21 protein-coding genes and 1 pseudogene are annotated in these 17,620 nt (G+C 67.3%); 7 read left to right on the top strand and 15 right to left on the bottom strand.

The window, feature by feature from the left end:
- Window positions 1-277: 277 nt before the first annotated feature.
- Window positions 278-871 carry a Hachiman antiphage defense system protein HamA gene (locus L632_RS25230; RefSeq protein WP_156933703.1) on the bottom strand — a complete coding sequence of 198 codons (594 nt, stop codon included), beginning with the start codon at window positions 869-871 and terminating at the stop codon, window positions 278-280.
- Between the two features lie 293 nt (window positions 872-1,164).
- Window positions 1,165-2,073, bottom strand: a complete 909-nt coding sequence (locus L632_RS0120735; RefSeq protein ID WP_028717518.1) for a LysR family transcriptional regulator — start codon at window positions 2,071-2,073, stop codon at window positions 1,165-1,167.
- Between the two features lie 98 nt (window positions 2,074-2,171).
- Here L632_RS0120735 and L632_RS0120730 point away from each other — a divergent pair, with 98 nt between their 5' ends.
- Window positions 2,172-2,492, top strand: a complete 321-nt coding sequence (locus L632_RS0120730) for a nuclear transport factor 2 family protein (protein WP_028717517.1) — start codon at window positions 2,172-2,174, stop codon at window positions 2,490-2,492.
- Window positions 2,492-3,271 carry an SDR family oxidoreductase gene (locus L632_RS0120725; RefSeq protein WP_028717516.1) on the top strand — a complete coding sequence of 260 codons (780 nt, stop codon included), beginning with the start codon at window positions 2,492-2,494 and terminating at the stop codon, window positions 3,269-3,271. The genes L632_RS0120730 and L632_RS0120725 overlap by 1 nt, the downstream gene beginning before the upstream one ends.
- A 106-nt stretch (window positions 3,272-3,377) precedes the next feature.
- Here L632_RS0120725 and L632_RS23300 read toward each other — a convergent pair whose 3' ends face one another.
- A complete protein-coding gene (locus L632_RS23300) occupies window positions 3,378-4,148 on the bottom strand; it encodes an alpha/beta fold hydrolase (protein ID WP_232221015.1) in 771 nt (256 codons plus the stop codon).
- Between the two features lie 392 nt (window positions 4,149-4,540).
- Window positions 4,541-5,341 carry a helix-turn-helix domain-containing protein gene (locus L632_RS0120715; RefSeq protein WP_028717515.1) on the bottom strand — a complete coding sequence of 267 codons (801 nt, stop codon included), beginning with the start codon at window positions 5,339-5,341 and terminating at the stop codon, window positions 4,541-4,543.
- Window positions 5,342-5,473: 132 nt separating this feature from the next.
- Here L632_RS0120715 and L632_RS0120710 point away from each other — a divergent pair, with 132 nt between their 5' ends.
- Window positions 5,474-5,932, top strand: coding sequence for a nuclear transport factor 2 family protein (locus L632_RS0120710; RefSeq protein WP_028717514.1), 459 nt, complete (start codon window positions 5,474-5,476; stop codon window positions 5,930-5,932).
- A 75-nt stretch (window positions 5,933-6,007) separates the two neighbouring features.
- Here the strand turns inward: L632_RS0120710 and L632_RS0120705 are convergent, their stop codons facing one another.
- Genes L632_RS0120705 through L632_RS0120690 form a run of 4 tightly spaced genes read right to left on the bottom strand, consistent with a single transcriptional unit; the run spans window position 6,008 to window position 8,643 of the window.
- The gene (locus tag L632_RS0120705; RefSeq protein WP_028717513.1) at window positions 6,008-6,655 is read right to left on the bottom strand and encodes a glutathione S-transferase family protein; all 648 of its coding nucleotides are present in this window, start codon (window positions 6,653-6,655) and stop codon (window positions 6,008-6,010) included.
- Window positions 6,656-6,671: 16 nt separating this feature from the next.
- Window positions 6,672-7,115, bottom strand: coding sequence for an SRPBCC family protein (locus L632_RS0120700; protein ID WP_028717512.1), 444 nt, complete (start codon window positions 7,113-7,115; stop codon window positions 6,672-6,674).
- 13 nt (window positions 7,116-7,128) lie between these two features.
- Complete coding sequence (locus tag L632_RS0120695) at window positions 7,129-8,262, bottom strand: DJ-1/PfpI family protein (RefSeq protein WP_028717511.1); 1,134 nt, start codon at window positions 8,260-8,262, stop codon at window positions 7,129-7,131.
- Window positions 8,263-8,274: 12 nt separating this feature from the next.
- Window positions 8,275-8,643, bottom strand: coding sequence for a nuclear transport factor 2 family protein (locus L632_RS0120690; protein WP_028717510.1), 369 nt, complete (start codon window positions 8,641-8,643; stop codon window positions 8,275-8,277).
- A 72-nt stretch (window positions 8,644-8,715) separates the two neighbouring features.
- On the opposite strand from L632_RS0120690, the gene L632_RS0120685 reads away from it, so the two are divergent.
- Entirely contained in the window at window positions 8,716-9,705 is a 990-nt protein-coding gene (locus L632_RS0120685) for a GlxA family transcriptional regulator (protein ID WP_232221013.1), read from the top strand.
- Between the two features lie 6 nt (window positions 9,706-9,711).
- Here the strand turns inward: L632_RS0120685 and L632_RS0120680 are convergent, their stop codons facing one another.
- Both L632_RS0120680 and L632_RS0120675 read right to left on the bottom strand, forming a co-directional pair.
- Entirely contained in the window at window positions 9,712-10,398 is a 687-nt protein-coding gene (locus tag L632_RS0120680) for a thioredoxin family protein (RefSeq protein ID WP_028717508.1), read from the bottom strand.
- Window positions 10,395-10,634 carry a hypothetical protein gene (locus L632_RS0120675; RefSeq protein WP_028717507.1) on the bottom strand — a complete coding sequence of 80 codons (240 nt, stop codon included), beginning with the start codon at window positions 10,632-10,634 and terminating at the stop codon, window positions 10,395-10,397. The genes L632_RS0120680 and L632_RS0120675 overlap by 4 nt, the downstream gene beginning before the upstream one ends.
- Window positions 10,635-10,693: 59 nt before the next feature.
- Between L632_RS0120675 and L632_RS0120670 the strand changes: the two genes are divergently transcribed.
- Both L632_RS0120670 and L632_RS0120665 read left to right on the top strand, forming a co-directional pair.
- Window positions 10,694-11,920: a hypothetical protein gene (locus L632_RS0120670; RefSeq protein ID WP_028717506.1), complete on the top strand. Its 1,227-nt coding sequence runs from the start codon at window positions 10,694-10,696 to the stop codon at window positions 11,918-11,920.
- Window positions 11,921-11,929: 9 nt separating this feature from the next.
- Window positions 11,930-12,571: a PQQ-binding-like beta-propeller repeat protein gene (locus L632_RS0120665; protein ID WP_028717505.1), complete on the top strand. Its 642-nt coding sequence runs from the start codon at window positions 11,930-11,932 to the stop codon at window positions 12,569-12,571.
- 145 nt (window positions 12,572-12,716) lie between these two features.
- Here L632_RS0120665 and maiA read toward each other — a convergent pair whose 3' ends face one another.
- The 3 genes from maiA to hmgA all read right to left on the bottom strand — a co-directional run bounded on the left by maiA (window position 12,717) and on the right by hmgA (window position 16,054).
- Window positions 12,717-13,364, bottom strand: coding sequence for a maleylacetoacetate isomerase (gene maiA, locus L632_RS0120660; RefSeq protein WP_028717504.1), 648 nt, complete (start codon window positions 13,362-13,364; stop codon window positions 12,717-12,719).
- On the bottom strand, window positions 13,361-14,566 hold the full coding sequence (gene fahA, locus L632_RS0120655; protein WP_028717503.1) for a fumarylacetoacetase: 1,206 nt from the start codon (window positions 14,564-14,566) through the stop codon (window positions 13,361-13,363). Before fahA ends, maiA begins: the two co-directional genes overlap by 4 nt.
- Before the next feature lie 129 nt (window positions 14,567-14,695).
- Entirely contained in the window at window positions 14,696-16,054 is a 1,359-nt protein-coding gene (gene hmgA, locus L632_RS0120650) for a homogentisate 1,2-dioxygenase (protein ID WP_036699038.1), read from the bottom strand.
- Between the two features lie 145 nt (window positions 16,055-16,199).
- On the opposite strand from hmgA, the gene L632_RS0120645 reads away from it, so the two are divergent.
- A complete protein-coding gene (locus L632_RS0120645; protein WP_028714659.1) occupies window positions 16,200-16,625 on the top strand; it encodes a MarR family winged helix-turn-helix transcriptional regulator in 426 nt (141 codons plus the stop codon).
- A gap of 257 nt (window positions 16,626-16,882) precedes the next feature.
- On the opposite strand, the gene L632_RS0120640 is transcribed toward L632_RS0120645, so the two are convergent.
- Entirely contained in the window at window positions 16,883-17,236 is a 354-nt protein-coding gene (locus tag L632_RS0120640) for a Rieske (2Fe-2S) protein (protein ID WP_028714660.1), read from the bottom strand.
- A 57-nt stretch (window positions 17,237-17,293) separates the two neighbouring features.
- A pseudogene (locus L632_RS23295) lies at window positions 17,294-17,620 on the bottom strand (4-hydroxyphenylpyruvate dioxygenase); the annotation flags it as partial.

Here is a 17,620-nt window from a genome sequence, read left to right as displayed (position 1 = left end):
TCGGCTGTTGACCGGCGTGGAATAAGGACCCCGCTTCTGGGGTGATCGGCGTCCAAAAGGGACCCCACCGACCGGGGGTTGGTCCATTGTGCTTCCGAAGATTATCGGAGGCCGAGCGCGGGATGCTGATCGTGGAGACAATCGCAAAAATCAGGCGGCTGCATTTTACCGAGGGCAAGGGGATCAAGACGATCTGCCGCGACCTGAAGCTGTCGAAGAAGGTGGTGCGCAAGGTGATCCGCACCGGGATAACGGAGTTCACCTATAGCCGGACGGTTCAGCCACGCCCGAAGCTGGGCGCGTATCCCGATCCGTACGGATCGAGGAAGTCGAGCATCGCTTTCTTAGCGTCAGGCTTTAAGCCGGAAAGGTCGAGGTGCCGCTTTACCAGCGTGATCTCGTGCTTGATCTTCTTGTCGTCCAGCGACTCGGCGATCGACTTCGCCGCCTCTGTGATGGCCTGATCCAGGTTGCCGTAGAGCTTCGCCTCGCCCCAATAGATGTTCGTCGCGACGTGGGCGCGTTTGAAGAGATCGAATGCCTCCTGACGAAGCACCTCGAACATTGTTGTGAACTCCTCGGGAGAAACCTTCCCATACTGCTCGTTAAGGTCCGCTACCTGCTGCCGGGGCAGGCAGAAATTGACGATGTACGTCGAAACGGTGTCCACCAGTTCGGACATCATTGGCTTCCGCTGCCGAAACGCGGGATAGTGAAGACGGAGTGTCAGCGCCTTGCACTCGGTCGTGACGGTGTGATCGACTGACTTGAGCCGCGTCGACAGCTTCGATAGATCGCGCTTGAGCGACGCGAGCGCATCCTCGAGGGGGCCTGTCGGCGGTGAGGACGGAGCGGCGGCGGTATCGGTCAACGGAGCACAGGCCCACGGGGCGCGATCTTCATACTGTCGCTATTCTCACTTATCGTCGGAGTTCAAATGTGTTTGACATTGAAATCAGATGTTATGCTTGGCTACGGCATGCCGTCAATTGCACGAATTTTAGCAATGGCTCCAAAATACAGCAAGTAACTGGAGATGCCAGACAAGGTGTGCGAGTAAAGACCGTTCGTCTTTGCTGCTTCACACCTCGAAGGGCGGCTTTGGAGAATGCGGCATTGCAGCACCCGGGGAAGCTGAGCGGCAGGTAAGGGCCGAACCGGCCCTCACACCCTCTGCGCCTGCTGCGCCATCTCTCGCGCCATCGCAAGGAATGCGGTGAGCCCCGCCGACGGATTCCTGCGGCCGGGGTAATACAGGCAGAAGCCGGGGCGCGGCGGGGTCCAGTCCTCCAGCAGGCGGATCAGGCGGCCGGCGGCGATGTCTTCGGCCACGTTCTGCTCGATGAAGAAGCCGATGCCCGCGCCCTCCAGCACGGCGGCGCGGGCGATGGCCGCCTCGTCCAGGATCAGGCGGCCGCGGACGTCGATCTGCACCACCTCGCCCTGCCGCTCGAAATACCAGCGGAACAGCTCTCGGTTCGGCAGCCGCACCCGGATGCAGTCATGCGCCAGCAGATCGGCCGGCACCCGCGGCCGGGGCCGGCCCGCCAGCCAGGCCGGCGTCGCGACGACCGCATAGCGCTGCGGCTTGCCAAGCGGCAGGGCGATCATGTCGCGGGGGACCAGGTCGGCGGTGCGGATGCCCAGATCGAAGCCTTCGGCCACGATGTCGACCAGCCGCTCCTCGGTCACCAGGTCGACCTGCATCCGGGGATGGCGGAGCAGGAAGTCCAGCACCAGGGGCGAGATGATCTCTCGCCCCGCCACCGCCGAGGCATTGATGCGCAGCATCCCCGAGGGCGTCTGGCCCTGCGCGCGCACGCTGTCCATCGCCCCGCGGATCTCGGCCAGCGCCGGCGAGACGCTTGCGACGAACTGCCGCCCGGCATCGCTCAGCGACACGCTGCGGGTGGTCCGGTTGAACAGCCGCACGCCCAGGCCCGCCTCCAGCCGGGCGATGGCATGGGACAGCGCGGTCGTCGACATGCCCAGCTCGATCGCCGCCGCCCGGAAGGTGCCCCGGCGCGCGATGGCCAGAACGGCCTCCAGATCCCTTAGCCCGGCATCCTTCATTGTCCCGATTCTGTCATCACCAGATGCCATATTATCCGGCTTATTCTGATAATGGTCGAGGCCCATGTTTCACCTGCAAGTAACAGAAGGAACGGAACATGCAGCTTCCCGCGCCGATCAGAACCTATTTCGCGGCTCAGGCCCCGCAGGATGCCGAGGCCCTGGCCGCGGCCTTCGCGCCCGATGCCGTCGTGCGTGACGAGCACCGGACCTACCGCGGCCCCGAGGAGATCCTGGCCTGGTGGCAGGCGGCCAAGGCGCAGTATCGCCACAGGGCCGAGCCGCTGGACCTGACCCAAGCGGCGGACAAGACCGTGGTCCGCGCCCGCGTCAGCGGCGATTTTCCGGGCAGCCCGGCCACGCTGACCTTCACCTTCGGCCTGGCGGGCGACCGCATCACCGATCTGGAGATCCGCTGATGACCGGCTTTCTGACCTTGCAGGGCAAGCGGGCCCTGATCACCGGCGGCACGCAGGGCACCGGCGCTGCCACCGTGGCGCTGTTCCGGGAACTTGGCGCGCAGGTGCTGACCACGGCCCGCTCTCGCCCCGAGAACCTGCCCGAACAGATCTTCGTCGCCGCCGACCTGACCACCGCACAGGGCTGCCGCGCCGTGGCCGAGGCCGCGCGGGGCCGCATGGGCGGCGTCGACATCCTGGTCCATGTGCTGGGCGGATCGAGCGCGCCGGGCGGCGGCTTCGCCGCGCTGACGGACGAGGAATGGCAGAAGGAGCTGGACTGGAACCTGCTTTCCGCCGTCCGGCTGGACCGCGCGCTTGTGCCGGGGATGATGGCGCAGGGCGCGGGCGTGGTGATCCATGTCACCTCGATCCAGCGCCTCATGCCGCTGCCGGGCTCGACCACCGGCTATGCGAGCGCCAAGGCCGCGCTCTCGACCTACAGCAAGAGCCTTGCGAAAGAAGTGTCACCCAAAGGCGTGCGCGTTCTGCGCGTCGCTCCCGGCTGGATCGAAACCGAGGCCGCCATCCGCCATGCCGAGCGGCTGGCACAGGAGGCCGGCACCGACTACGAGGGCGGCAAGCGGATCATCATGGAGGCGCTTGGCGGCATCCCCCTCGGCCGCCCCGCGAAACCGGCCGAGATCGCCAGCCTGATCGCCTTCCTCGCCTCGGATCGGGCAAGCTCCATCACCGGCACGGAACATGTGATCGACGGGGGAACCGTGCCGACGGCGTGAGGAGGCGGCTCGGACGCTCTCGTACACGGTGCGAGCAAGACCTGCGAGGACATCCTTGCCGCGATCCGGCTTCGGAGGTAACGGGGGCGCATCCGTCCTTCCCAGATCAGGACCGGCCGTTCTGGGTCAGGAACGCCAGTATCGCGCCGGCGATCCGCCCGGCGAGACGGGGTTCGAGGTGGAAATGATGGTCTCCGGGAAGCTCGGCCATGTCGTAATCCGGGATCAGCCTTGCGCCAAGCCGGGCCAGTTCCATGGCTTTCGGTCTGCGGCTCTTGACGCCGTCTTCGGCCCACAGGTTCAGAACGGGGCAACTGATCGCGCGCAGCACGGCTTCCACCTGCCCCTGCGTCAGTTTGACGGCGGAACTGGCGAAATGCCGCGGATCGCTGCGCAGCTGGAAGCGGCCGGGCCTCTCGATCAGCGCACGGCTGGCCAATGCCTCCGAGGTTTGCCGCGAATTGCCTTGGGCCCGGCGGCGCTCGATGTAATCGGCTTTCGAGGCAAAGGTTCTGGGAGCGCTTGCCTTTTGCCTGCGGGTCTCTTCGATGAAGGCGCGCAGGGTCGAAACGACACTTTCATCGGGCATGGGTTCGGGCACCAGCCAATCGAGCGCGACCAATGCGCGGGCCCTTTCAGGCTGCGCCGCGGCGAAGAGGATCGCGATACTGGCGCCCCGGGAATGGCCCAGAAGTACGCAATCTCTCCATCCCAGTCGATCCAGGACTCCGGCGATCTGGGGCAGGTCGTCCCAGATATTGTAGGTGGCATGGGGCGCACGATGGCCGCTCCGCCCCTGCCCGCTGAGGTCCAGCGCGACGACATGGCATCCGGCAAGCCGGGGCGCCAGTTCCTGGAAACTGGTGGCATGGTCCATCTAGCCGTGCAGGGCCAGCACGGGAATGCCACCCTCGTGCCCCCATGCCAGCCGGCAAGCTGCAACCCGTCCACGTCCCACCGGAAGTCTCGCGGGGGTGCCGCATGAGGCCTGTTCATCTGCATCCCCTGCTATTCGTCTTGCCCGGTCCGGGCATATCGCGCCTTATCCGCGAATTGAAGCGCCGCGGCTGCCTTGCGGGCTGGTCCTGAAACGCGGCGGCTCGGCGAGGCGGGGAAGGCGGCGACCGCCCGGCCTTCAATCGTTATGGATCAGGTCGAATTGCCCGAAGGCCGGTTCCGAGAGCCCATGATCCGGCGCGGGACAACGCCCGCTGGTGCCTGTCAGTCGGCTGCCATCCTCCTGCCGCCAGCCGCCGGGAGTGCCTCATATCAACCCTCGGCCGCCTGCGTCATTGCCCTGGCGGTCCTGTCGTCGGCCGGAAGGAACGCCTCGATCGTCACCTCGGACAGCGTCACCTCCGTGGCCGTGCCGAAGACCGTGGTGGTGCTGAGGAAGGACAGGGCCCCTGCACCGCTTCGCAGCCTCAGCGGCACCGCGATGCGCCCCTCCCGCTCGGGATCCGAGGCTGGCGGCGTCGTGCTTGCGGGGCAGGGAAAGGCGGCGATTTCGTCGTGAAGCGCGGCCAGCACCGCATCCGCCGACTGCCTGATATCGTGCTCCAGCCGGGCCAGCAGGTGGGCGCGCCATTCCGGCAGGTTGAGAATGCGCGGCGCCAGCCCTTCGGGGTGAAGGCTCAGGCGCAGGACATTGACCTCTCCCTCCAGCAGATGGGGGGCGGCATCCCCTATCAGCTTCAGGGCCGCCGGATTAGCGGAAATCAGCGTCCAGCGGCGATCCACCGCCAGGGCGGGATGCGGCAGATGGGCTTGCAGGACGCGTTCAATCATCCCGCGCACCGCCGAGAATTCCGGGGCATCCGGCCCGCGATGCGGGTAATGCGGGGCATGGCCCGCCGCGGTCAGGATCAGGTTGCGGTCCCGCAGAGGTATGTCCAGCCTTTCGCTGAGATGCAGAACCATGTCTCGGCTTGGCCGGGACCGCCCGGATTCCAGGAAGCTGAGATGACGCTGGGAAATCTCCGCCTCGCTTGCCAGCGCAAGCTGGCTGAGCGCGCGTCTCTGCCGCCATCGGCGCAGCAATTCGCCCGCATTTCCGGTCACCTCGCTCATGGCAGGACGCTCGGCTCGGGCGCGGCGACGAAACGATTACCTGCGGGGTAATCGCTTTCGCAACGCCGATTCGCGATGATTGGGCATCGCTCTGCCAGTCGGCAGGGCGGAATCCGCTTTAAGGAGATGATCATGCCTGAAGACTACCACCGCCCGCCGTCGCAAACCACCACATCCCCGGATTCCGTCGCCGACCGAACTCGCGCCGTCGTGCAGCAATTCCTCGCTGCCAGGCTGGCGGGCGACACCGCGCGCCTGGCCTCGCTGTTCGCCGAGGACGTGGACTGGCAGCTTGCTGAAAACCCCGCCGTCCCATGGATCCGGCCGCGATCTACCGCCGCCGAGTGCGCTGCCCAGTTCACCGAACTGGCGCAATATACGGTGCCCGAGGATGCGTGGGCCTCGGTCGATACCTTGCTTGTCGATGGCGCCGACGCGGTCCTGATGGGGCATCTGTCGGGAACCGTGCGGGCGACGGGAAAATCCTTCGAGGGCCCTTTCGCCCTGCGCCTCACGGTCGAGGATGGCCGGATCACCCGCCATCATCTCTATGAGAACAGCCTGTCGATTGCCCAGGCCTGTGCTTCGTGAAGAGTGCGGCCCGAATTCCGGCGTCTCTCCTTCCCCCTTGCTTCAGTCTGCCATAATCTTTCCGCAAAAGCCCGCTTAACCCTGCGAGGCCGTGAACACCGCCAGTTGTGCCTCGAAGGCGCGCCGATAGGCGGGACGCGCCTCACCTCGGGCGACATAGGCGCGGAGGCTGGGATACCCGTCCAGGATGCCGCTGCCCTCCAGCCTGCGCAGCACCGTCACCATCATCAGGTCGCCGGCGCTGAAGGCGCCGTCGAGCCAGTCGGCCTCGCCGAGCCGGCGGGAAAGCTGCTCCAACCGGCCGCGGATGCGCTTCTCCAGCAGGGGAAGGCGCGCCTGGTACCAGGGCCTGTCGCGCTCGAAGTATACGGCCTGCTCCCACTCGATGATCGGCGGCTCGACGGTGTTGAGCGCGGCGAAGATCCACATGATCGCCCGCGCCCGCGCATTCGCGTCCTCGGGCAGCAGGCCCGGATGGCGCTGCGCGACATGCAGCACAATGGCGCCCGACTCGAACAGGGCAAGATTGCCTTCCTCATAGGTCGGGATCTGCCCGAAGGGGTGCAGCGCCAGGTGTGGGGGCTGCTTCATCTCGCCGAAACTCACTAGGCGGACATCGTAGGGCTGGCCAATCTCTTCCAGCGCCCAACGGACGCGCATGTCGCGCGCCTGTCCCTGGCCGCGGTCGGGGGAGTTTGCGAAGGCGGTGATGGTGGGGGTCATCGGAAAGCTCCTGCGCCTATTGTTTGATCTCGGGCTGGACCAGTTTCGCCAGCTTGTGCAGGGAATCCTGCCAGCCGAGATAGCAGGCTTCGGCGGGGATCAGATCGGGCACGCCCTGCTGTTCGATATTGACCTCGGTGCCGACCGAAACCTGTTTCAGATCCACCGTGACCGTCATCTCGCCCGGCAGGTTGGGGTCGTCGAACCGGTCGGCATAGACGAGGCGCCTGTCCGGGATCAGCTCCAGGTAGCTGCCGCCGAACGCATGGCTGTCGCCGGTGGTGAAGTTGCGAAACGACATCCGGTGCTGGCCGCCGACCTTCGCCTCCAGCTCGTGGACGGTGCAGAGAAAGCCGTAGGGCGGCAGCCAGCTTGCCACCGCGTCGGGCTCGAGGAAGGCGCGATAGAGCTTCTCGGGTTTCGCCGCGATGACGCGGTGCAGCCGGATCGTATGTGGCATAGGTTCCTCCTGTCTACCTTGGATATTCCAGTTGCATCGCCACCGCATCGGCGGTGCTTGCGCCGTAACGCGCGGTGATCGCGTCAAGCGTCCGGTCCAGGACATCGGCGGGCTTGCCGTCGGAAAAGGCCGGGACGCGCCGATCCCTTGGCCAGTCTGCGTCCTGCCGGTCGGGGATGAGACGGATGCCGCTGCGAGTTCCGACCATACCCGACGCGGCATAAGTCGTCACCTTCGACCGATATGTCCGCGACCAGGCATCGGCCGCCAGCGCCAGCGAGATCTCGTCCATGCCCGGCGCAAGGGCGATGCCCAGCTTCTCATGGTTCCAGAACGCCAGCCGGGTGGCCAGCACCGTCGCCGCGAAAGGCCGGGTCAGCGCGAAGGCGCCGCTGGCATGCCGTGCATCCCAGCGGGCGATGCCGAGCTCGCGGGCAACCGCTTCCGCCCTGGCTCGACCGGCGATGGCCTCGACCAGGGTCAGCATCATCGGCATCGAGGCGGTGATGCAGGTCGTCGTCACCACACCCCCATCCGCGACCATCCGCCGGTCCGGAACAGGGGCGATGGTCGGGTCGATCTTGCGCAGCGCGTCCAGGTAATACCAATGCGTCGTGGCGCGCCTGCCGCTCAGCAGCCCGGCGGCGGCAACCACCTTGGCGCCGGCGCAGATGCCGATGATCACCGCGCCCTTGCCGACCTGATCCCGCAGCCAAAGGGTCACCGCCGGATCATCGTCGCGGCTCATGGCGGGGACGATCACGTAATCCGCGCCTTGGGGATGCGCCGCGTCGAAGGCGGCGATGGTCGCGTCGGGCTGCACGGTCAGCGCGGGAAACAGCCGCACCGGGCCCGGTGCGGTGGCAAGGGAGACCACCTCGGCGACATCGGCGCGCTTCAGGATGCCATAGGGCAGCAGGTAATCGGTGGTCTCGGTGGCATCGTTGAGGCCGACGATGGCGACCAGGGGTCGCGCGCGCTTCGGCGGTTCCAGCGCCGCGAGCAGGGCATCCGTCTCTGCCTGCGGCACCTGCGGCGGGGTCAGGTCTGCCGATGCGGGCGGCAGCGAGGCGATCCAGATGCCGAAGCCCGCCGCCGAAAGGAGGGCCAGTCCCAGGATGGCCCGCAGGGCGATGCGAAGTCTCATCGGTTTGCCTCGCTATCCCTTCACATATCCGAAAGCCTCGACGATCCTGCCGTCCCGGACGCGCAGGATGTTGACGCCGCGCACCCGGTCGGCTTCGCCCTCGCCCCAAGACAGCCGCCAGCGGATGATGCCGCGATCCTTGCCGGCCCAGATCTCCTCGGCCGTGAAGGCGAGACTGGCCCGGGCGGCGATACCCTTCCAGAAATCCAGGCAGGCCTTGCGGCCTTCGTAGCGCGCGCCGTCCGGGGCGGGGGCGGTGTTCTCCAGGATGCAGCCCTCGTCGATCAGCGCGTCGAGGGCGTCGGGGCGGTGGTTCTCGAACGCATCGTGAAAGCGTTCGACGATCTCGCGGGTCGTTTTGCCATTCGGTCCATGTCTCACCTCGTTGAACTGGCCAGGAAAGCTGTCGGCCCAGGTTAGTCTGCGGATGGGCTGGCAGATATGACAAAAAACGTGCAATCTCTGCCAATGCACCGGGTCGTCTTCATCCTCTATCCAGGGTTCGAACTGCTGGACATGGCCGGTCCCGCATCCGTCTTCAACGGCGCGAACCGCGCCTTGGGGCAGGTTGGCAAGGCGCCGTTCTACCAGATCTCGCTGGCCTCGCCGGGCGGCGGCGAGGTCGCCAGCAGCACCGGAATATCCGTGCAGACCGCGCGCCTGGATGAATTGCGCGGGCAACGGCTCGGCACGCTGCTGATCGTCGGCGCCGAAAGCGGGCCGCTGCAAGCCGCCATGGCCGACCCGGAATTGCGTGCGGCGCTGCCTGGATTGACGCCGGAGGCCGAACGGTTTGGTTCGGTCTGTTCGGGCGGGATGGTGCTGGCCGGTCTCGGGCTGCTGGACGGTCGCCGGGTCGCGACGCATTGGGACGCCTGCGCGCCCTTCCAGGCGCATTTCCCCGGCGTGAACGTCGATCCCGAGGCGCTTTACGTGACCGACGGCAGGCTCTGGACCTCGGCCGGGGTGACCACCGGCATCGACATGGCGCTGGCTATGGTCGCCCGCGACCTGGACGCCGGCATCGCGGGCGAGGTGGCGCAACGGCTGGTCCTCTATGCGCGCCGGCCGGGCCATCAGTCGCAGTTCAGCCCCCTGCTGTCGGCGCAGGCCAGGGGCGACAGCCCCTTCGTGGCGCTGATCGGCTGGATCCAGGCCAACCTGCACGCCCCCCTGGATGTCCCGGCCCTGGCCGACCGCGCCGGGCTGAGCGAGCGCAGCTTTCACCGCAAGTTCACTGCCGCCACCGGCCAGACCCCGGCGCATTTCGTCGAGACGCTAAGGCTGGATGCGGCGCGTATGTTGCTGTCGCGCGGCCTGCCCTTGAAGCAGGTCGCCGCGCAGGTGGGGCTGTTTCCGGCCGCAAGATTCTCGCGCCTGTTCCAGAGGCGCTTCGGCATCTCGCCCGGAACCTATCGCGAGATGCATCGCATCGAGGCATAGCACCTTTCAATATTCGTCATGCAGCCGCAGCCAGCTCATGGCGCCGTTTTCGTTGCGGCCCTTTGGGGTCAGGTCCAGCCAGTTGAACGCGCCCATCAGCAATTCCACGCCGCGGTGATAGGTGGAATAGCTGTGGAAGAGGGCGCCGTCCTGCCGCACGAAGATGCTGACCCCGAACATGTCCGGGCTCCTTTCGATCACCGTCCCGTAGTTGTAGATCGCCCGGCCGGCCGCGCGATCCTCCTTGGTGAACGAGACGCCGAAATCGTAGTTGAAATCGCCGTCTCCCGACGACAGCCAGGGAAAGGTCCAGCCCATGCGCCGTCTGACCTCCTCGATGCGCCGGATCGGCGCGCGCGAGACGGCGGCGAAGGCCAGGTCGGCCTGCTCGAAATGCTGCCGGGCAGCATCGACATGATCGGCGACGAAGGCGCAGCCCGAGCAGATATGCTCCGATCCCGGCGTCAGCATGAAGTGATAGACGGCAAGCTGGCTGCGGGTCCCGAAGAGATCGCCCAGCGTCACCTCGCCGTCGGGCCCGTCGAAGCGATAGGGCTTGTCGATGCGCACCCAGGGCATCCGCCGCCGCTCGGCCCGCAGCGCATCGAGCTGATGGGTCATATCGCGTTCGCGGGCCAGCAGCGCCTTGCGGGCGTCCAGCCATGCCTCGCGGGAAACGATGGCTTGGGTCATGGTCGGTCTCCTTTCGGGGTTGGGCCTTGGTCTGAGACCAGCCGCAGCCAGGGCGGCAGGTGGAACAGGGCCATCAGCAGATACATCGTGGTCATGCCGTCCAGCGGCAGCGGACCGGGGTCGGACAGGCAAAGCGCGGGCGAGGCCGCCGTGATCCCGGCCATGACGGCGAAACTGGGCGCCGCCGCAAGGGCCAGCCAGCCTGCCGCGCGGGGCTTTCCCGTGGGCGTTGTCATTCCGGGCCTCCCGTCCGATGCTTTGCAGCAACGACTCTAGGGCGGGGCGGCAGCCAGGCGTGAGTAACAAGCTTGACGGGATTGCGGCAGCGGCGCGGGCGCTGGCGGCGGGGGACGCGCTTTCGGCGCTGAAGCGGGTCGCCCTGCGCGACGACCCGCCGGCGCTGGCGCTGCGCGGCATCGCCATGGCGCAGCTTGGCGATCTGGACCGGGCGCGGGACCTGCTGCAGCGCGCCGCGCGGGGTTTCGGTGCCGATCCCCTGGCCCGCGCCCGCTGCCGGCTGGCCGCGGCGGAAATCGCGCTGGTGACGCGCGACCTGGGCGGACTGGAGCGGGCGCTTGGCACGGCGCGAGGCGCGCTTGCGGCGCAGGACGACCGGGCGAACGCCGCCCATGCCGGCTACCTGCAGGCCCGGCTGTTGCTGCTGACCGGGCGTCTTGATCAGGCCGAGGCGGTGCTGGGGACGCTGGAAATCGCCGCGTTGCCCCCGGCGTCGCGTCCCGGCTTCTGGCTGGTCGCCGCCGGCATCGCCATACGGCGCATCCGGGCCGGCGATGCGCGGGCCGCGCTGGACCGGGCCGCCCGCGCTGCGCATGAGACGGGCATCGCCGCGCTGGCCGCCGAGGTCGCACAGGCGCGCGCCGCCTTCGATGCCCCAGCCGCGCGGCTGATCGAAAGCGGGCGCGAGGCGCTGCTGGACCTTGCCGGGGTCGAGGCGTTGCTCGGCGCGGACATGCTGCTGGTCGATGCCTGCCGCAACCTGCTGCGCGGCGGGGCGACGGCGGTGCCGCTGGCCGGGCGGCCGGTGCTGATGGCGCTGCTGCGCGCTCTGGCCGAGGCATGGCCCGGCGACGTGGCGCGCGAAACCCTGCTCGCGCGTGCCTTTCGCGCCCGCCATGCCGACGAATCGCATCGCGCGAGGCTGCGGGTCGAGATCGGGCGGCTGCGCGGGCACCTTTCCTCGCTCGCCGAGATCAGCGCGACCGGCCGGGGCTTCGTGCTGGAGCCGTGCGGCGGGCGCAGGATCGCCGTGCTGGCCCCGCCGGTCGAGGGTGACCATGCCGGGCTGCTGGCCCTGCTGGCCGATGGCGAGGCCTGGTCGAGTTCGGCGCTGGCCCTGGCGCTGGCTGTCAGCCCGCGCAGCGTGCAGCGTGCGCTGGCGGAACTGCGGCGGGCCGGCAGGGTGGAGTGGTTCGGCCACGGCCGGGCGCGGCGCTGGATCGCGCGGAGCGTGCCGGGTTTCCCGACAGGCTTGTTACTCCCGGCGCCCGTGCCGATGCGCTAGGGTGGATGCATGAAACGCATGGCCGAAATCATCCGCGAATATGGCCCCTTTCCGGGAATCGAGGAAGTGCATGGCGTCAGTTTCGACGGCCGGCAGGTCTGGTTCGCCAGCGGCGAACGGCTGAACGCGCTGGACCCCGACAGCGGCGAGCTGCTGGGCGCGCTGGAGATTCCCGCCGATGCCGGCACGGCCTTCGACGGCCGGCATCTGTTCCAGATCGCCGGGGCGGTCATCCGCAAGATCGACCCCGAAAGCGGCGCGGTTCTGGCGACCATTCCCGCGCCCGAGGGCGGCAATTCCGGGCTTGCCTGGGCCGAGGGTTCGCTTTGGGTCGGCCAGCATCGCGGGCGCCGCATCCACCAGGTCGATCCCGAGACCGGCGAGGTGCTGCGCAGCCTCGAATCCGACCGCTTCGTCACCGGCGTCACCTGGGCCGGCGGCGCGCTCTGGCACGGCACCTGGCAGGGCGAGGAAAGCGACATCCGCCGCATCGACCCCGCCACCGGCGCAGTGCTGGAACGGCTAGAGATGCCGGCGGGCATCGGGGTCTCGGGGCTGGAATCGGATGGCGGCGCGCGGTTCTTCTGCGGCGGTGGCAACAGCGGCAAGCTGCGGGTCGTTCTGCGCAAGGCGGATCAGGACGCGACTTAGGGCTTCCGGGTATTGCCGTGCGAGCCGGGCTCCTGACTCGATGGCTACACCGGCTACAACCGCTTGACGCGCCCCTCCCGGACAGGTGGCACGCCGATTACCGTCGCCCATTGCTGGGCATAAAGGATGCAACTGTCTGCAGAGTTCAGCCCCGCGCTTGCTGCGGCGTGACATTTTCAGGAAACGCCGTGCGAAAAGCGATGAGCGTCTTGCAGGCCTGTTCGACCCTTTGGATCCTGGCGAAGGCGTCGATATTTACCCCCCAGCGGCGGGCGTTGTCGATCTGCGGGATCAGCACGCAATCGGCCATGCCGGGCCGGTCGCCATGGCAGAACCGCCCGGCGAAGCCCGGATGGTCCAGCAGCCGCTCGACGGCCTCCAGGCCGCGGGCGATGTTCTCGCGGTTCCAGGCGGCGCGCGCCTCGGACCCGGCCAGGGCCTCGACCCGATCCAGCACCCGCAGGTTCGAGACCGGATGGATCTCGCAGGCCACGGCCAGGGCCAGCGCCCGGACATGGGCGCGGGCCGCGGCATCTTCGGGCAGCAGCGCCGGTTCGGGCCGGGTCTCTTCCAGATATTCGATGATCGCCAGCGACTGGGTCAGCACCCGGCCGTCGATCTCCAGCGCCGGCACCAGGCCCTGCGGGTTGACCCGCAGGTTCGCCGCGCCGCGCTGTTCGCCCGCGACCAGGTCCACCGTCACCCGCCGATAGGCGATGCCCTTCAGCGCCAGCGCGATCCGCACCCGATAGGAGGCCGAGGAGCGCCAATAGTCGTGCAGCACGACGCTCATGGCTGCGCCGGCAGGATAGTGCCAGTGCAGGGGCCGAAGCCGATGCGGTAGCCATCACCTTGTGCTTCGGCAAAGAGCCCGATCTCGTCGCCGTCCTCGATGAAGGTGCGGCTTTCGCCATTGACCGTGACCGGCGCCTTGCCGCCTCCGGTCATCTCCAGCAGCGCCCCGGTCTGCTCGCGGCCCGGCCCCGAGATCGTGCCCGAGCCCAGCAGGTCGCCGACCCGCATCGGGCAGCCGGAACTGGTGTGATGCGCCAGCTGCTGGGCGCTGGAGTAATACATGACGTTGTAATTCGTCCGCCCCATGACCTGGCCGTTCATGGTCCAGCCGATCTTCAGGTCGTAAAGGCCGGGGCGGCGTTCCTGCAGATAGGGCAGCAGCGGGTTCGCCCGCTCGGCCCCCGGGCAGCGGAACGGTTCCAGCGCCGCCTGGGTCACGATCCAGGCGCCGATGGTGGTGCCGAGCGCCTTGGACTGGAACGGCCCCAGCGGCTGGTATTCCCAGGCCTGGATGTCGCGCGCCGACCAGTCGTTCAGCAGGACATAGCCGAAGATCATGTCCTCGGCCTGATCGACGCTGATGCGTTCGCCCATGGTGCTGTCAGCCCCCACGATGGCGCCCAGCTCCAGTTCCAGGTCCAGCCTGCGGCAAGGCGCCCATTCCGGCCCGGCCTCGCCCTTCAGCTGGCCCATCGGACGCCGGATCGGCGTGCCCGAGACCACGACCGAGGACGCCCGGCCGTTATAGCCGATGGGCATATGCGTCCATTGCGGCGGCAGGGCGTTCTCGGGGCCGCGAAACAGCACGCCGACGTTGAAGGCATGGTTCTTCGAGGCGTAGAAATCGGTGAATTCCGTGACCCGGATCGGCAGGTGCATCTGCGCATCAGACATGGCGACCAGCGGCAGGTCTGGCGTCGCGCCCTCGGCGAGCAGTTCGGTCAGCCGCGCCCGCACTGCGTCCCAACGCGCCCGGCCAAGCGCCATGAAGCTGTTAAGTGCCGGCTGCGCGAACGCCCCGCCCGCATCGACCAGCCCGCGCGCTTCGCATTCGGCCAGGTCGAGGATCAGGTCGCCGATGGCCACCCCGCAGCGCGGCGCATCGCCCGACACGGAGAACACCCCATAGGGGAGGTTGTTCAGGGGAAAGGGGCAGTCCGGCCGATTGGCGCTTTCCACCCGAGACCGCAGCAAGGCCATGCGCATCTTCCTTCTTTCTTGTGAAAATATCCCACGGGGGTTGCCGGCTGGTGCGCCACCGGTTCGAGAACCAGCCGGCGACGGGTGTGAAACGCCCGGCCTTCGGGGTCCCCGGCCCCCCGGTGCGCCTCACTTCACGCCTGGCGTTCCGTCGAACTTCTTCTCGAGCCGGTTCCAGACCTCGATATAGTCCTTCTGCATTGGTGCTTCGCGGGCAGCGAATTCGGTGAGGTGCTGGGGGAAACGGGTCTCGAACATGAAGCTCATGGTCTCCTCCAGCTTCTCGGGCTTGAGCGCGGCGTTGCTGGCGCCCTCGAAGGCGTCGCGGTCGGGGCCATGCGGCAGCATGCAATTGTGCAGGCTGATGCCGCCCGGCGCGAAACCCTGCGGCTTGGCGTCGTAGATGCCGTAGATGTTGCCCATCAGTTCGGACATGATGTTCTTGTGATACCAGGGCGGGCGGAAGGAATGCTCGGCCACCATCCAGCGTTCCCGGAACAGCACGAAGTCGATATTCGCCGTCCCCTCCTGCCCCGAGGGCGCGGTCAGCACGGTGAAGATCGACGGATCGGGATGGTCGAACAGGATCGCGCCCACCGGCGAATAGGTCCGCAGGTCGTATTTGTAGGGGCAATAGTTGCCGTGCCAGGCCACCACGTCCAGCGGCGAATGGTCGATCCAGGTCTCGTGGAACCGGCCGCACCACTTGATGACCACGCGCGAGCGCGCCTCGCGGTCCTCGAAGGCGGCGACCGGGCATTTGAAGTCGCGCGGATTGGCCAGGCAATTGGCGCCGATCGGGCCGCGGTTCGGCAGGTCGAACTTCTGGCCGTAATTCTCGCAGACGAAGCCGCGGGCCGGGCCTTCCAGCACCTCGACGCGGTAAACCAGCCCGCGCGGGATGATGGCGATCTCCTTGGGCTCCAGGTCGATCACCCCCAGTTCGGTGCAGAAGCGCAGCCGGCCCTCTTGCGGGACGACCAGCAATTCGCTGTCGGCCGAGAAGAAATATTCATCCTGCATCGACTGCGTGACCAGGTAGACATGGGACGCCATGCCGACCTGGATGTTCACGTCGCCGGCCGTGGTCATGGTGCGCATGCCGGTGATCCAGGTCAGCTCCTCCTCCGGGACCGGGATCGGATCCCAGCGATACTGGCCCAGGCTGACGATGTCGTCGCGCAGGTTCGGCGCCGTCTTCCAATGGGGCAGTTCGATCACCGCGAAATCGCCGGTATGGCGGACCGAGGGCCGGATGCGATAGCACCAGGTCCGCTCGTTCTGGCCGCGCGGCGCGGTGAAGGCGGTGCCCGACAGCTGCTCGGCATAAAGCCCGTATTCGCATTTCTGCGGGCTGTTCTGGCCCTGCGGCAGGGCGCCGGGCAGGGCCTCGGTCTCGAAATCGTTGCCGAAGCCGGGCATGTAGCCCGGATGCGTGCCGGTGGCGACGGTGGCGCGGGTCATCCCGCGCGGCAGGTCGTGGGTCATGGCGGCTCCTCCTCGGCCGGTATCATTGCTGCTGCAACGAATCTGCCGTTGCATCGGCAACGATGTCAACGCCGATCTGCGGTCCGGCCGATCTTTGTTGCGGACGCAACGGCTTTCTGCTGTTCTGCCGGCCAAGGAGAAGCGCATGTCATTCGATCTGGACCGGTTCCTGCCCTATCGCCTGTCGGTCGCCGCCGCCCAGGTCAGCCGCCGCTTTGCAGCCCGCTACGCGGCCGAGGCGGGGCTGAGCATTCCCGAATGGCGGGTTCTGGCGCATCTGGCCCATTCCGGCGCGGTGAGCGTGCGCGACATCAACGCGCGGGTGCATCTGGACAAGTCGGTGGTCAGCCGGGCGGCTGCGCGGCTGCAAGAGGCGGGCTGGGTGCGCAAATCGGGCAACGCGGCCGACCGCAGGCTGGTGGTGCTGGAGCTGACGCCCGAGGGCCGGGCGCTGATGGCGCGGCTCGAAAGGATCGCCGAGGCCTTCCAGGCCGAACTGCTCGCCGAGCTGGGACCGGATGCCGCGGCGCTGCGCCGGGCGCTGGCGAAAATCTCTGGAGCAGAAGCATGATCGACTGTCGTCTTTGGCCCGGAAACTCCATTTCAACAGGTTACCCGAGAGACGGTTTCCTTCATGGCGATCCGAATGGCGCAGGTCCAGCGGTATCTGGGTCATGCCGACGAATGGCGTAGCTCCAGGCAGGCAAACTGATGTCCCAGCTGCGATTCCCGATCTGATGGTCGGGCCTGATGTGTTGATGCGGCAAGGATCTTGTCGGTGAAGCTCCATCGCGGGCAGCAAAGCATAGCCTGCGCCCAGCCAGAGGATCAGCCCGCGATAACGATCATCCCGTCCCGGATGCTGACCGGCACGGGGTCCAGACCGCACTCGGCACCATCGATCGCCTCTCCCGAGCGGATGTCGAAACGCGCGCCATGGGCGGTGCACATCAACTTGGTTCCGTCTGCAGACAGCAGCTGGTCGCCATGATAGTCGAGCGGCAGGTACTGATGCGGGCAGGCATTCACATAGGCCAGCAGCTCTTCACCGATGCGGACCACCAGCATCGGGAACGAGCCCCTGCTGGTGGTCACGGACAGCGACAGAACGCCCTCTACTTGCGTCTCGGCGCAGACTGGGGTGCCCGCCGTAGGGGCGGAGGAGTAATCGGTCCAAGCCATTGAACGATCCTGGAGAGAAACCCGCCTGCAGGCGCAGGCGGGTTGTACGATGCCGATTTATTCGGCCGGATCGGCGTGCAACACGCCGCGGCGGATCTGGTCCTCTTCGATGGATTCGAACAGGGCGCGGAAATTGCCCTCGCCGAAACCGTCGTCGCCCTTGCGCTGGATGAACTCGAAGAAGATCGGCCCGATCACCGTCTTCGAGAAGATCTGCAGCAGCACCCGGGTCGTGCCGCCGCCCACGACCCCNTCGCCGTCGATCAGGATGCCGTGCTTCTTCATGCGCTCGATGGGCTCCTGATGGCCTTTCACCCGGCGATGCGACATCTCGTAATAGGTGTCCGGCGGTCCGGGCATGAACGCCATGCCGGCCGCGGCGAT

This window comes from Paracoccus sp. J39, assembly GCF_000518925.1.
GTDB lineage: Bacteria > Pseudomonadota > Alphaproteobacteria > Rhodobacterales > Rhodobacteraceae > Paracoccus.
The sequence above is the reverse complement of the archived record's forward strand: the minus strand, read 5'-3'. Positions and strand labels throughout refer to the sequence as shown.